This is a genomic window from Cohnella sp. SGD-V74, from assembly GCF_003001675.1.
Taxonomy (GTDB): domain Bacteria; phylum Bacillota; class Bacilli; order Paenibacillales; family Paenibacillaceae; genus Cohnella.
The window spans coordinates 505,132-517,783 of the sequence record NZ_PVYW01000003.1 but is presented as its reverse complement, the minus strand read 5'-3'; the positions used below and the strand labels follow the sequence as shown (position 1 = coordinate 517,783).

The following is a 12,652-nucleotide window of genomic DNA, read 5'->3' as shown; positions in this document are numbered from 1 at the left end:
CGTTTGCAATAGACGGAATCCGAAACGCGAACAATGCCCGATAGCAGCCGATTCGATTCTCTCGCAGCCATGGCGCGGCGAATTTTGTGACAGATTAACCAGGCCGTTTTATAGGTGACATGGATCGCTTCGGAGAGCTGGCGGGCATTGACGCAGCGGGGCTGGGCATGCAGAAAAATGGCCTGGAACCAACGATGAAGAGGCGTACGGCTGCCCTCCATAATGGTGCCGGCGATCAGGGAAGTTTGCGTATGGCAGGAGCGACATTCGTAGAGCGGAATCCGACGGGTGGAAATGAGATAGAAAAGCGGGTGGTTGCAGCGCGGACAGCGAAAGCCGTCGGGCCACTTCAACTCGAACAGAACAGAGAAACAATTCGCTTCCTCTTTATAGACGGAACAAAATTTTTGGAATTTCTCCGCGGCTTCTTTAAGGCTCATACGAATCTCCCTTCCGCATAAAACGAACGTTTGTTCTCTATTCAATTATACCAAACGTTTGTTCTTATTTAAAGTTAGAATTAGTTAATTTTTCTTTTTACCATCATGATTTCCAACTGACTCAAAGGGATATCGGCAAAAGGGGGAGATAGAGGATGGTAGCGGGATCGTGAACTGACTGAAAGGGATAGCGGCAAAAGGGGCGGAAAGTGGAAAGAGAAGAAGTAGACGAACTGACGGAAGGGGATATCGACAAAAGAGACGAAAAGGCGAAATAAACAAGGCGGCGGAGACAGGTTGAAGCAAGTCGAACGTAGCGGACAAGGGGGAGCAGACGGGCACTGGCTGACTGGCGGAAGGGGGGAGAATGGGAGAGCGGGGGCCGACTTTGTTACGTTCGCGAAAAAAAGGTACAATGAGAAAGGTGAGTTTACATACGGAGGGGAAACTATGCCAATCGAAGTCGATGTCGCCGTATTGGGCGGAGGGCCGGGAGGCTATACGGCCGCGGTGAAGGCGGCGCAAGCCGGATTCAGCGTCGTCGTGATTGAAAGGGACAAACTGGGCGGGACATGTCTGCACAGGGGATGCATTCCAAGCAAGTCTTTGCTTAGAAGCGCGGAAGTATACGCGACGATCGGGGATGCCGCTTCGTACGGCATTCAATTGCCGGAAGGGGCAGCGTCGGTTGATTGGAGCGCGGTGCTCAAGCGAAAGGATGGCATCGTGGAGCAGCTTCACAAGGGGCTGCAGGCTCTGATGAAGCAGCATAAAATCGAAGTCGTCAACGGAAACGGACGGATTATCGGACCTTCGATCTTCTCGCCCAAAAGCGGGGCGATCGCGGTGGAACTGGCGGATGGGGAAGCGGAGACTGTGGTGCCCAAAAATGTGGTAATCGCGACTGGCTCCCGACCTCGCAAGCTCGAAGGCTTGAGCTACGATGGGGAGCGCATCGCGACGAGCGATGAGGCGCTGGCTTGGACGAGCCGTCCGTCTTCCATTCTGATCGTCGGAGGCGGGGTAATAGGCGTCGAGTGGGCGTCGATGCTCAGCGACTTCGGAACGCAGGTGACGATCGTCGAGGCCGCGGACAGGCTGCTGCCTACGGAGGACAAAGATATCGGAGCCGAAATCGCGAGGTCGCTTAAAAAGAGAGGCGTTGTCATCCACACGGGAGTTTCGGTGCAAACCGAGAGCTGCCGCTTGTCGGATAAAGGCGTCGAGATTCAAGCGACCGCGGCAGGCGGGGATACGGTGTCGCTTGTGGCCGAGAGGATGCTCGTATCCGTAGGCAGAATCGGCAACGTGGAATCGCTGGGGCTCGAGAACACCGACGTCAAGACGGAGAGAGGCTTCATTAAGATCAATCCCGCGACGCTTCAGACGGGGGAATCACATATTTACGCGATCGGAGACTGCATCGGAGGCGTTCAACTGGCGCACGCGGCTATGCACGAGGCGGGGACGGCGATTGAACATCTGACCGGAAACAAACCTTCCAGAGCGGCGGATCGGGATATTCCCCGCTGTATCTACTCCCGGCCGGAGGCGGCAGCTATCGGCTGGACGGAGGAGAACGCCAGAACCGAAGGCTTCCAAGTGCGAACCGCCAAGCTGCCCTTGCGCATTCTGGGCAAGGCGCTTGTGCACGGGGAGAGCGACGGTTTCGCCAAGGTGGTCGCAGACGCGGCGACAGGGGATTTGCTGGGCGTTCACTTGGTCGGACCGCATGCGACGGAATTGATCGCGGAAGCCTCGCTCGCGAAGCTGGTGGACGCGATTCCGTGGGAGATCGGCCGGACGATTCACCCTCATCCGACGATGTCGGAAGCGATGCAGGAAACGATGCTCGCGCTGGGGGGCGCCGCCGGGCACGCCTGATCGCGATCGGCATCATCAGGCTCAACCCGGGGGATTCGCATCCTTCAGGCGTCGAAGAACGGTTCCGTCAAGGGAATTTGTTCGGCGCGACGGGTTGGGCGTTTCTTTTTGCTTGCGAGGGGAGTATAATAGGAATTAACTCCAAGTATTAAGACCAGGTTATAAAACTAAACCAAAGCAGGAGGACGCGCCCATGACACATACAGGTTCCGTCCAGCGAATGCATCGCCACGCCGAATTAGGGCTTTCCGACGATCGCGTAGTCGACATGTATAAGACGATGATGCTTGCCCGGCGGTTTGACGAGCGGGGGCAATTGCTTCAGCGCGCAGGCAAAATTAATTTTCATATTTCCGGCATCACCCAGGAACCTTCTCAAGTCGCGATGGGTTTCGCGATGGATCGAGAGCATGACTGGTTCCTGCCTTATTACCGGGACTTCGCGTTCGTACTTTCGGTCGGCATGACGGCCAAAGAATTGATGCTGTCTCTGTTTGCCAAAGCCGAAGATCCGAACAGCGCGGGCCGGCAATTGCCCGGGCACTTCGGAAGCAAGCGGCTGAGAATCGTAACGGGTTCAAGCCCGGTCACTACGCAAGTTCCTCACGCCGCAGGGTTCGCTCTGGCGGCCAAAATGCGGAAGGAGCCTTCCGTTGCGATCGTGTCTTTCGGCGAGGGTTCGAGCAACCAGGGCGATTTTCACGAAGGATGCAATTTCGCGGGCGTTCACCAGCTTCCGGTTATTTTCGTGTGCCAGAACAATCAATATGCGATCTCGACGCCGATATCCAAGCAAACGAGGGGACGCATCAGCGACCGCGCTCTCGGCTACGGATTTCCTGGGATCCAGGTGGATGGGAAAGATCCCTTGGAAGTTTACCGCGTCTTTAAAGAAGCCCGCGAGCGTGCGGTTAAGGGCGAGGGGCCGACGTTGATTGAGATCCTGACCTATCGGCTTACGGGGCATTCGAATACCGATAACGACATGACCTATCGAACCAAAGATGAGGTCGATTCGCATAGGGGCAATGACGGGTTGCCGATGTTCAAGCAATACTTGACGGAAACCGGCCTGTGGTCGGAGGAGAAGGAAGCGGCGATGCAGGCCGAAATTCGCGCGATCATCGACGAAGCGACGGACTATGCGGAAAAGGCTCCGTTTCAATCGACGGAAGAAGCCTTCCGGTATGTATACGCGGAGGAGAACGGGGAGGGCGAAGCATGCCGGTAATCGAGTATATCGAAGCCATCAGGCTCGCGATGAAGGAAGAAATGGAACGGGATAACGACGTGTTCGTGTTGGGCGAAGACGTCGGCCTCAAAGGCGGGGTGTTCGGGACCACCAAAGGGCTGCAGCAACAATTCGGAGAGCTTCGCGCTCTGGACGCGCCTCTCGCGGAATCGGCGATCGCCGGGGTGGCGATCGGAGCGGCGATGGCGGGGATGAAGCCGGTCGCCGAGATGCAGTACTCGGATTTCATGTTCCCCGCGACCAATCAGATTCTCAGCGAAGCGGCCAAAATCCGATACCGTTCAAACAACGACTGGGATTGCCCCGTCGTCATTCGCGCTCCGATCGGGGCAGGCGTGTTCGGCGGACTCTACCATTCCCAATGTCCGGAATCCGTCTTTTTCGGAACGCCGGGTCTTAAAATCGTCGCCCCTGCCACCGCATATGACGCGAAGGGCTTGCTAAAGGCGGCCATTCGCGATCCGGACCCGGTTCTCTTTTTCGAAAACAAAAAATGCTACAGGCTCATTTCCGATGAGGTGCCTGAAGAGGATTACATCGTTCCAATCGGAAAGGCGAAAGTGATGCGCGAAGGAACCGACTTGACGGTGATCGGCTACAGCATGCCTCTCCACTTCGCGATGCAAGCCGCCGAAGAGCTGTCCAGCGAGCTGGGGATTGAAGCTCACATTCTCGATTTGCGTACGATCCAGCCGCTCGACCGTGACGCCATTCTCGAAGCCGCGGCCAAGACGGGCAAGGTTCTGATCGTGCACGAGGACAATAAGACCGGAGGCGTCGGCGCGGAAGTCGGCGCGATCATCGCGGAGGAGCTCCTGTACGATCTTGACGCGCCGATCCGCCGGTTGTGCGGCCCCGACGTGCCGGCTACCACGTTTCATGCTCCCGGCGAGAAGCATTTTATGCTGAACAAAGAGAAGCTGAAGACGGCGATGCTGGAGCTTGCGCGCTACTAAGCCGGTTGCCGGATTTGGAGAGGGGAATTGGATCAAATGGCTAAGAAGATTGTGGAAGTAGCGATGCCCCAGCTCGCGGAATCTCTCGTATCCGCGACGGTCGACCGGTGGCTCAAGCAGCCGGGAGATATGCTGGACATGTACGAGCCGATCTGCGAACTCATTACCGATAAAGTCAACGCGGAGCTGCCCTCTACGGTTAGAGGAAAGCTCGTCAAGCATCTTATAGGCGCGGGAGAAACGGTGGAAGTAGGAGCCGCCATCTGTCTGGTGGAGGTGGAAGCGGAGGCCGAGGCGTCCGCTGAGCCGCAAAGCTCCGATTCTCCGGCATCTTCGTCGGGGGAGGCTCCGGCGTCCCGGCCTGCGGCGGCAGTATTGCCGGCCGCAGGGTTCGACGCCAACGCTCCGATGCGCCATCGTTACTCTCCGGCCGTTCAGCGGCTGGCTGCGGAGCACAGCATCGACCTGAACCGGGTTCCGGGGACCGGAGAAGGCGGACGAATTACCCGCAAGGACGTGCTGGAGGCGGTGGCTTCCGGGAACGCGGCAATCGAAACGTCGCCGGCCGCCCCGACTCCTGCACCGTCGTCAGCGCCCGCTCCGAGCGCGGCTTCGCTCGCACCGATGGATCCGAAAATTCCGGTGCGTTCATCGGGCATCCATCTGTCCGAATCTCCGCGAATCCCTTCGATCGAAGTGGAGGGGCAGGAACTGCCCGGCCGCGGGGAATATTTTATCGACGTAACGCCGATCCGCAATACGATTGCGACCCGGATGCGTCAGAGCGTCAGCGAAATTCCGCACGGCTGGATGATGATCGAGGTCGACGTAACGAATCTCGTGCTGCTGCGCAACAAGCTCAAGGACGAGTTCCGCAAGCGCGAGGGCATCAACCTGACCTACATGCCGTTCATGATCAAGGCGGTCGTGAACGCGATCAAGGACTACCCGATCATGAACTCGGTATGGGCCGTGGACAAAATCATCGTCAAGCGCGACATCAACATCTCGCTGTCCGTAGGGACGGAAGATTCGGTCGTCACGCCGGTCATCCGCCACGCGGATCAGAAGAACATCTCTGGGCTCGCCCACGAGATCGACGATCTGGCAAGACGCACGCGCGAGAAGAAGCTCAAGCTGGACGACGTTAACGGCGGCACGTTCACGGTGAACAATACGGGGTCGTTCGGCTCGATTTTGACTCAACCGATCATCAACTACCCTCAGGCCGCGATCATCACGTTCGAATCGATCGTTAAGCGTCCCGTCGTCATCAACGACATGATCGGCGTTCGTTCGATGGTGAATCTGTGTCTGTCGCTCGACCACCGGATTTTGGACGGCGTCATCTGCGGGCGGTTCCTGCAGCGGGTGAAGGAAAATCTGGAGGGCTACAATCTGGAGACGAAAGTGTATTAAGGCGATTGCCCGGCTCGTCGCGCTCAAGCGCGGCGCGTCGGGTTTTCTTGACGAGTCAGAAAGGATAAAATCCGCTATCCTTGTCTGAATCGTCTCCGACAAACCGCATTCATCGTCCAGAGGACGCCGAAGGCGGTTTGCTTGATCGTTCAGATAAGCTACAATAAGGTAGGAGTTCGGGCAGGAGGTTGCGCGGCATGAAGGAACTGAACGTCGAATGGTTATCCCGGCTGAAGTACGGAGAGGCTTGGGAGCTGCAGAAGCAGCTCGTCAAGGAGATCGACCGCAGCGAACGCAGAGATTCCTTGCTGCTGCTCGAGCACTCGCCGACATATACGCTCGGCACCGATCGCCATCCCGAGCACTTGCTGTACAGCAAGGAAGAGCTGGGCCGGCGCGGAATCGAAGTGTTCGAGATCGATCGCGGAGGAGACATTACTTATCACGGCCCCGGACAGCTTGTCGGTTATCCGTTGCTTTACTTGGATGCCGCGGGGCTCGACCTGCATCAATACTTAAGGAATTTGGAAGAGGCGATCATTAAGCTGCTGGCCGAATTCGGCGTTGAAGGCGGAAGGAAGCCGGAGTATACCGGCGTATGGGTAGGAGATCGGAAGATCGCCGCGATCGGGGTCAAATTCAACAAAGCCCGGACGAGGCGGGGATTCGTCACGAGCCATGGCTTTGCTTTTAACGTGAAGAGGAACGTGGAAGAGGACGGCTTCCAGGGTATTATTCCGTGCGGTATTGCAGAATACGGAGTAACCTCCCTGGAGACGTTAACCGGTACCGAGCTTCAGGTGGAAGAAATCGGAAGACGAATCGTTCCGCACTTCGCCGAAGTGTTCGGCTATTCTTCCGTTACTGGAGAAGGGATACTCCCATTAACAAGGTCGTAGCGACCAGCGCGAACAGAGTGACGTAGATGACGATTTTAAACCAGCGGCGATTCATGGGGGCTGCACATCCTTTCAGATTAAGGCTTATCCATACCCCTATTGTAACGAATACGACTTCAGGAGGAAAGATCATGGTTCAAAAGGATAGACTGGTGGCCGAGTTTATGGAATTGGTGCAAATCGATAGCGAGACGAGACACGAGGCCGAGATCAGCAAAGTGCTGAAAACGAAGTTCGAGGCGTTCGGACTGGAAGTGACCGAAGACGACGTGGCCGAGAAGATCGGACATGGAGCGGGCAATCTGTTCGCTTGGCTGCCGCCGACGGGGGGGCAGGAGTCCGTTCCGGCGATTCTGTTCACGTCCCATATGGATACCGTCTCCCCGGGCAAAGGGATTAAGCCCCGCCTCGCCGACGACGGCTACATCCGCAGCGACGGCACGACGATTCTGGGGGCGGACGACAAGGCGGGACTGGCAGCGATGTTCGAAGCGCTGCGAGTGATCGGCGAACAGCAGCTGCCGCACGGCGGCATTCAGTTCGTCATCACGACCGGAGAGGAATCCGGGCTGATCGGTTCCCGCGCGATGGACGGCTCCCGACTGCGCGCCAAGTTCGGGTACGCGCTCGATTCTAACGGCGAGATCGGGGCGATCGCGGTGTCCGCGCCGACGAATTCCCGCCAATATATCACGATCCAGGGCAAAGCCGCCCACGCGGGCGTAAATCCGGAAGACGGCATCAGCGCCATCCAGGTGGCGTCCAAAGCGGTATCCCGGATGAAGCTCGGCCGCATCGACAGCGAGACGACGGCGAATATCGGGCGTTTCGAGGGCGGCGGCGAAGTGAATATCGTCGTCGACACGATCAAAATTTACGCCGAAGCCCGCAGCCAGGTGCAGGAGAAGATGGATGCGCAGGTCGAGTCGATGCGGGAAGCGGTCGCCAGCGCGGCGGGCGAGTGCGGAGCCAAGTTCGACTTCGAAACGGTGACGATCTATCCGGCGTATTCGCACGACGACAGCACGGAGGTCGTCCAAGTCGCCAAAGCGGCCATCGAGGCGATCGGGCTGACGCCGCGAACGTTCTCCTCCGGAGGCGGAAGCGATGCGAACATGTTTAACGGCAACGGCGTTCCGACCGTTAACCTAGCGGTAGGCTACGAGCACATCCATACGACGAAGGAGCAAATTAAGGCGGACGATCTCGCGAAAGCCGCCGAGCTTGTTCTGGCGATCGTGAACGAGACGCTGAAGCGGTAAGCCAAGCGCGCATAAGGGCAGCGCCCCCGGCTTGTCGGCTACGGACGCTGCCCTTGTCCATTCACGGAGCAGGATAAGCTTGCAAGCCTCAAGAGCCGCTCCGGGGCGGCTGCTTGGCCGAGAGCAGCGCGACGAGAGGCGTGCGCCCTCCGTGGAGCTTATTCTCTTGGCGAAGCGCATGGCGGATTTCCCAAGCTTTGCCGACGAATTGCAAACGTTGCGACGAAATATATTTTTTTAACATGGGCGCAGCCTCCTCGTATCGGCTGCGTCATCCGTACGCTAATGGGACGAGCTGCCTATACGTTGAAGGTATGCGCGAGCGGACGAGATTAGACTGGGGGATGCCAAATGAGCGAAAACAAACAGATTTCCTCGCATCCGTTCTATGAACGGACGTTGGAGAGCAAGCCGATCTTCGAAGGCAGAATTATTTCCTTGCAGGTGGATACGGTAAGTCTGCCTAACGGCGAGACGGCCACGAGGGAGATCGTGCGCCATCCCGGAGCGGTGGCGGTCGTGGCGCTCCTGGACGGCAAAATGCTCGTCGTGGAGCAGTTCCGCAAGCCGCTGGAGAAGGTCCAGGTGGAAATTCCGGCGGGCAAGCTGGACGCGGGAGAGGAGCCGGAAGCGGCAGCGCTCCGCGAGCTGGAAGAGGAGACGGGCTATCGGGCGAGAAGCATTCGCCATCTGCACTCGTTCTCCACGTCGCCCGGCTTTGCCGAGGAGATTGTGCACTTGTACGTGACCGACGACCTGGAGCCGGGGCAGGCGCATCTGGACGACGAGGAGTTTCTGACGTGCGAGGCGATTACGCTGGAGCAGGCGCAGGCTTATATCGCGGAGGGACGGATTTGCGACGCCAAAACGCTGCTCGCGGTCTACGCCTGGCGCATGTACGCATTAACGGGAGCGTTCTGATCGATGGGCGATTCGCAAGCGCAAGCGGTGCCGGAAGAGAGGCTGTCGCCCTATTTCGCCGATCTTCACGTGCACATCGGCCGGTCCCAGGACGGACAGCCCGTTAAGATAAGCGGGAGCCGGAATCTGACTTTCCGTCAGATCGCCGAGGAAGCGTCCGAACGCAAGGGCATCGAGCTGGTCGGTATCATCGATTGCCACTCGCCGGCCGTCCAGAAGGACATTCTCGATTGCTTGCATTCGGGGGAAATGGAGGAGGTGCCCGGCGGGGGTATCCGGTACCGCAATACGACTTTGCTGCTCGGAGCGGAGATGGAGGTCAAGGAAGAGGGGGGCGGCCCGTTTCACTTGCTCGTTTTTTTGCCGACGCTGCGGGCGATGCAGGAATGGACCGAGTGGATGAGGCCCCGCGTCGTCAACATCCGCTTAAGCACGCAGCGGATTCGCGTCTCTGCCGCGGAGCTGCAAGCCGAGCTGATCGCCCGCGGAGGGCTCCTCATCCCGGCTCATGTGTTCACGCCGCACAGAGGCTTGCTGGGCTGCTCGGCCGATCGGCTGGCGGATCGGCTCGACCCCGGCGGCATCGCGGCTGTTGAGCTTGGTCTGAGCGCGGATTCGGATATGGCGGGGCTGCTGTCCGAGCTTGACCGCTATCCGTTCCTGACCAATTCCGACGCGCATTCTCCCGGCATGATCGGCAGGGAGTGCAATGAGCTGTCGCTGGCGACCCCATCCTTCGCGGAGTTCGCGAAAGCGCTCAGAGGAGAGGAAGGCCGCCGCATTCTCGCCAACTACGGACTGCACCCGGAGCTTGGCAAATATCACGAAACCTCGTGCGCGGCATGCCGCCGCTCCGTTCCCGAGACGGAGGGGGAGGTCGCCGTCTGTCCTTACTGCGGGAGCTCGCGGCTTACCCGAGGCGTATCCGGACGCGTTCGCCGGCTGGCGGACCGGGAGCGCCCCGTGCATCCGGAGGGAAGGCCGCCCTATCGGCCGCAGGTTCCGTTGTCTTTCTTCCCGGGCGTCGGGCCGGCCAAGCGAGAGAAGCTCTTCGCTGAGGTCGGCACGGAGATGGACGTGCTCCATCGCATTCCCGCGGAAGCGATCGCCGCCGTAACGGGGGAGAAAATCGCACAAATGATCGTCCGCGCGAGGGGAGGCAAGATTGCGTTTACGTCGGGAAGCGGCGGAAGCTACGGAAGCATCCGGCAATCATAAACGGATCTTGTCCATCATACAATGAGGCACGGGACATGCCGCTAAGGATGGACAAGGAGGTTGGCCGCCGTGAACTTCCGCTTATGGAATTTGTCGGCTCGCGACAATTTGAATCTATACGTGTTTTTGGGAGTGCTCGTGCTGGTCGGGGCGATCTTCGGGGCGATGCTCGTCAACGCGCTCACCCTGGATCAGCAGCAGGAGCTGACCGACGCGCTCGGCGTGTATCTTGCCAAAGTCGACAATCCGGGCAACGCTTCGCCCGCTGCGACGTTTCGCGAGAGCTTTCTGTTTTACGGAAAATGGATGCTGCTCATCTGGTTTCTCGGACTGTCGGTCATCGGCTTGCCCCTCGTGTTCGTGCTCGATTTTCTCAAGGGAGTCCTGATCGGGTTTGCCGCGGCGGTGCTGGCCCAGCAATTCGCCTGGAACGGCGTGCTGTTTTTCCTGCTCGCGACGGGACCGCGCAATGCGCTGGTCGTACCCGCGCTCATGATCGCCAGCTTATCGGCCGCGAGGTTCGCGTATTTCGTCGTTCGGGAGCGTCTGTTCCGCCGCAAGGGACAGCTGCTGCCTCCGTTTCTGGCGCATACGGCCGTCGCCGCGGCGATGCTGCTCGTGCTGTGCGTCGCCTCCCTGTACGAGGCGTTCGTGTCGCCGAATTTGCTGGATCGCATCGCGCCATCCGTCGTCAGTCAAGAAATTTCCGCCTTATCTTCTAAATTTTGATGCGAGGTTTGACTAAATGAATAGGCTTCTCCTATAATGGAAAGAAGTGCACCAGCTACCGGAGGGGAAACCATGGAAGCCCGCATTGAAAAAATTAAACAACAGTTGCAGTCCCAGGGCTACAAGCTGACTCCGCAACGGGAAGCGACGGTTCGGGTGCTTCTCGAGAACGAAGAAGACCATCTCAGCGCGGAGGACGTCTTTATGCTCGTCAAGGATAAGGCGCCCGAAATCGGCCTGGCGACCGTCTACCGGACGCTTGAGCTGCTGAGCGAGATGCACGTCGTGGAGAAAATGAACTTCGGCGACGGTGTGGCCCGTTACGATCTGCGTACGGACAGCAACAAGCACCACCACCACCATCTGATCTGCGTGAAATGCGGATCCATGTCAGAAATTATGGAAGACTGGCTGGGACCGCTTGAAGAACGACTGGAGAAGGAATATCGCTTTTCCGTGCTGGACCACCGTTTGGATTTCCAAGGCGTCTGCGCCAAGTGCCAAGCGAAGGAAACCGCCGAAGAGTGACGCGACAGCAAGAGGCTCCCCGAATCTCGTTCGGGAGAGCCTCTTTTTCCATGCTTATTTTCGTCCCTTCGTTCCTATAGCAGCTTGCGAATATGCTCCTCTATGCGCTCGGGAGTAACGGTCGGAGCGAAACGCTTGACGACTTTGCCGTTGCGGTCGACCAGAAACTTGGTGAAGTTCCACTTGATGTTCTTAAGCCCGAGAAAACCCGGGGCCGTTCGGGTGAGGTGGCGGTACAGCGGGTGTATGCCGGCTCCTTTGACGTCGATCTTGGCATACAGCGGGAAGGTGACTCCGTGGTTGATCTGGCAATGCTGGGCCAGGGAATCTCCCTCCAAAGGCTCCTGGTTGGCGAACTGATTGCTGGGAAACCCTACGACGGCAAGGCCTTGGTCCGCGTAGGTTTCGTGCAGCTTCTGCAGACCGCCGAACTGAGGAGCGAAGCCGCACTTGCTCGCCGTATTCACGATCAGCATAACCTTTCCTTGGTGCTCGGCCAGCGTAGTTTCTTCGCCTTTTCCGGATTTGACGGGAATATCGTATAGGGACATAAGAGAAACCTCCTTGGTTATATTGACGACAGGCATATATATTGCTATAAATTAAATTGTATACAATCAATTAAAAAAGTCAATCCTTTGCCGGAAAAATAGAGAAGGAGAACGAAAATGGACAACGAATCCGCGCTTAACCTGGACAACCAGCTATGCTTTGCCGTATATGCCTGCGCCAGGGAAATTACGAAGCTGTATCACCCGCTCCTTAAGCAGTTGGGGCTGACATACACGCAGTACATTACGCTTCTCGTGTTGTGGGAGGATCGCCGGGCAACGGTCAAACAATTGGGAAAGCGGCTGTATCTTGACTCCGGCACGTTAACGCCTCTGCTCAAGAAGCTGGAACAAATGGGGTTGATCACGAGAACGCGGGATCCTCAGGACGAACGAAGCGTGATCGTCGGGTTGACCGAGAAAGGCGCCGCCCTGAAGGAGAAGGCCCGCGACATCCCGCAGCAGCTGTTCTGCCAGGCAGGAGTTGCCCGCGAGGAGGCGGACGCACTGCGCGAGCAGATCGTCGCGACGCTCGCCAAAGTTCAGGGAATGACGTCGTCTCCGGCTCCATAACCGAACGACTTTGCAAAAAA

The 12,652-nt window shown here is 58.0% G+C and carries 15 protein-coding genes; 11 read left to right on the top strand and 4 right to left on the bottom strand.

Features of this window, described 5'->3' with window-relative positions; all coding sequences use genetic code 11:
* A partial coding sequence (locus B0G52_RS07265) for a transposase (protein ID WP_143762531.1) occupies positions 1-440 on the bottom strand: 440 nt, incomplete at its 3' end.
* Between the two features lie 450 nt (positions 441-890).
* Here B0G52_RS07265 and lpdA point away from each other — a divergent pair.
* The 5 genes from lpdA (at position 891) to lipB (ending at position 6,850) form a co-directional block, all read left to right on the top strand.
* Positions 891-2,324: a dihydrolipoyl dehydrogenase gene (gene lpdA, locus B0G52_RS07260; RefSeq protein ID WP_094042850.1), complete on the top strand. Its 1,434-nt coding sequence runs from the start codon at positions 891-893 to the stop codon at positions 2,322-2,324.
* Positions 2,325-2,517: 193 nt separating this feature from the next.
* Positions 2,518-3,555, top strand: a complete 1,038-nt coding sequence (locus tag B0G52_RS07255) for a thiamine pyrophosphate-dependent dehydrogenase E1 component subunit alpha (protein ID WP_094042849.1) — start codon at positions 2,518-2,520, stop codon at positions 3,553-3,555.
* The gene (locus B0G52_RS07250) at positions 3,546-4,532 is read left to right on the top strand and encodes an alpha-ketoacid dehydrogenase subunit beta (protein ID WP_094042848.1); all 987 of its coding nucleotides are present in this window, start codon (positions 3,546-3,548) and stop codon (positions 4,530-4,532) included. The genes B0G52_RS07255 and B0G52_RS07250 overlap by 10 nt, the downstream gene beginning before the upstream one ends.
* A gap of 36 nt (positions 4,533-4,568) precedes the next feature.
* Positions 4,569-5,951: a dihydrolipoamide acetyltransferase family protein gene (locus tag B0G52_RS07245; protein ID WP_094042847.1), complete on the top strand. Its 1,383-nt coding sequence runs from the start codon at positions 4,569-4,571 to the stop codon at positions 5,949-5,951.
* 197 nt (positions 5,952-6,148) lie between these two features.
* Positions 6,149-6,850 (top strand): lipoyl(octanoyl) transferase LipB, encoded by a 702-nt coding sequence (gene lipB / locus B0G52_RS07240; RefSeq protein ID WP_094042846.1) that lies wholly within the window; start codon positions 6,149-6,151, stop codon positions 6,848-6,850.
* On the opposite strand, the gene prli42 is transcribed toward lipB, so the two are convergent.
* A complete protein-coding gene (prli42, locus tag B0G52_RS36585) occupies positions 6,813-6,905 on the bottom strand; it encodes a stressosome-associated protein Prli42 (RefSeq protein WP_106359396.1) in 93 nt (30 codons plus the stop codon). The two genes, lipB and prli42, sit on opposite strands and share 38 nt — an antisense overlap.
* Before the next feature lie 76 nt (positions 6,906-6,981).
* On the opposite strand from prli42, the gene B0G52_RS07230 reads away from it, so the two are divergent.
* Entirely contained in the window at positions 6,982-8,112 is a 1,131-nt protein-coding gene (locus tag B0G52_RS07230) for a M20/M25/M40 family metallo-hydrolase (RefSeq protein ID WP_094042845.1), read from the top strand.
* Positions 8,113-8,200: 88 nt separating this feature from the next.
* Here B0G52_RS07230 and mciZ read toward each other — a convergent pair whose 3' ends face one another.
* Positions 8,201-8,356 carry a Z-ring formation inhibitor MciZ gene (gene mciZ / locus B0G52_RS07225; RefSeq protein WP_094042844.1) on the bottom strand — a complete coding sequence of 52 codons (156 nt, stop codon included), beginning with the start codon at positions 8,354-8,356 and terminating at the stop codon, positions 8,201-8,203.
* 107 nt (positions 8,357-8,463) lie between these two features.
* Here mciZ and B0G52_RS07220 point away from each other — a divergent pair, with 107 nt between their 5' ends.
* From B0G52_RS07220 to fur, 4 genes are all read left to right on the top strand, one after another.
* Positions 8,464-9,033, top strand: coding sequence for an NUDIX hydrolase (locus B0G52_RS07220; RefSeq protein WP_094042843.1), 570 nt, complete (start codon positions 8,464-8,466; stop codon positions 9,031-9,033).
* 3 nt (positions 9,034-9,036) lie between these two features.
* Positions 9,037-10,251 carry an endonuclease Q family protein gene (locus B0G52_RS07215; protein ID WP_094042842.1) on the top strand — a complete coding sequence of 405 codons (1,215 nt, stop codon included), beginning with the start codon at positions 9,037-9,039 and terminating at the stop codon, positions 10,249-10,251.
* 69 nt (positions 10,252-10,320) lie between these two features.
* Positions 10,321-10,980 carry a stage II sporulation protein M gene (gene spoIIM / locus B0G52_RS07210; protein WP_094042841.1) on the top strand — a complete coding sequence of 220 codons (660 nt, stop codon included), beginning with the start codon at positions 10,321-10,323 and terminating at the stop codon, positions 10,978-10,980.
* Between the two features lie 72 nt (positions 10,981-11,052).
* Complete coding sequence (gene fur / locus B0G52_RS07205; RefSeq protein WP_094042840.1) at positions 11,053-11,508, top strand: ferric iron uptake transcriptional regulator; 456 nt, start codon at positions 11,053-11,055, stop codon at positions 11,506-11,508.
* Positions 11,509-11,582: 74 nt separating this feature from the next.
* Here the strand turns inward: fur and B0G52_RS07200 are convergent, their stop codons facing one another.
* Positions 11,583-12,059 carry a glutathione peroxidase gene (locus B0G52_RS07200; protein WP_094042839.1) on the bottom strand — a complete coding sequence of 159 codons (477 nt, stop codon included), beginning with the start codon at positions 12,057-12,059 and terminating at the stop codon, positions 11,583-11,585.
* A gap of 117 nt (positions 12,060-12,176) precedes the next feature.
* Between B0G52_RS07200 and B0G52_RS07195 the strand changes: the two genes are divergently transcribed.
* Positions 12,177-12,632, top strand: coding sequence for a MarR family winged helix-turn-helix transcriptional regulator (locus tag B0G52_RS07195; RefSeq protein WP_094042838.1), 456 nt, complete (start codon positions 12,177-12,179; stop codon positions 12,630-12,632).
* Positions 12,633-12,652 lie beyond the last annotated feature (20 nt).

Coding starts and splice junctions, on each gene's coding strand:
- lpdA (WP_094042850.1), top strand. CDS start 891: ATGCCAATCGAAGTCGATGTCGCCGTATTGGGCGGAGGGCCGGGAGGC.
- B0G52_RS07255 (WP_094042849.1), top strand. CDS start 2,518: ATGACACATACAGGTTCCGTCCAGCGAATGCATCGCCACGCCGAATTA.
- B0G52_RS07250 (WP_094042848.1), top strand. CDS start 3,546: ATGCCGGTAATCGAGTATATCGAAGCCATCAGGCTCGCGATGAAGGAA.
- B0G52_RS07245 (WP_094042847.1), top strand. CDS start 4,569: ATGGCTAAGAAGATTGTGGAAGTAGCGATGCCCCAGCTCGCGGAATCT.
- lipB (WP_094042846.1), top strand. CDS start 6,149: ATGAAGGAACTGAACGTCGAATGGTTATCCCGGCTGAAGTACGGAGAG.
- prli42 (WP_106359396.1), bottom strand. CDS start 6,905: ATGAATCGCCGCTGGTTTAAAATCGTCATCTACGTCACTCTGTTCGCG.
- B0G52_RS07230 (WP_094042845.1), top strand. CDS start 6,982: ATGGTTCAAAAGGATAGACTGGTGGCCGAGTTTATGGAATTGGTGCAA.
- mciZ (WP_094042844.1), bottom strand. CDS start 8,356: ATGTTAAAAAAATATATTTCGTCGCAACGTTTGCAATTCGTCGGCAAA.
- B0G52_RS07220 (WP_094042843.1), top strand. CDS start 8,464: ATGAGCGAAAACAAACAGATTTCCTCGCATCCGTTCTATGAACGGACG.
- B0G52_RS07215 (WP_094042842.1), top strand. CDS start 9,037: ATGGGCGATTCGCAAGCGCAAGCGGTGCCGGAAGAGAGGCTGTCGCCC.
- fur (WP_094042840.1), top strand. CDS start 11,053: ATGGAAGCCCGCATTGAAAAAATTAAACAACAGTTGCAGTCCCAGGGC.
- B0G52_RS07200 (WP_094042839.1), bottom strand. CDS start 12,059: ATGTCCCTATACGATATTCCCGTCAAATCCGGAAAAGGCGAAGAAACT.
- B0G52_RS07195 (WP_094042838.1), top strand. CDS start 12,177: ATGGACAACGAATCCGCGCTTAACCTGGACAACCAGCTATGCTTTGCC.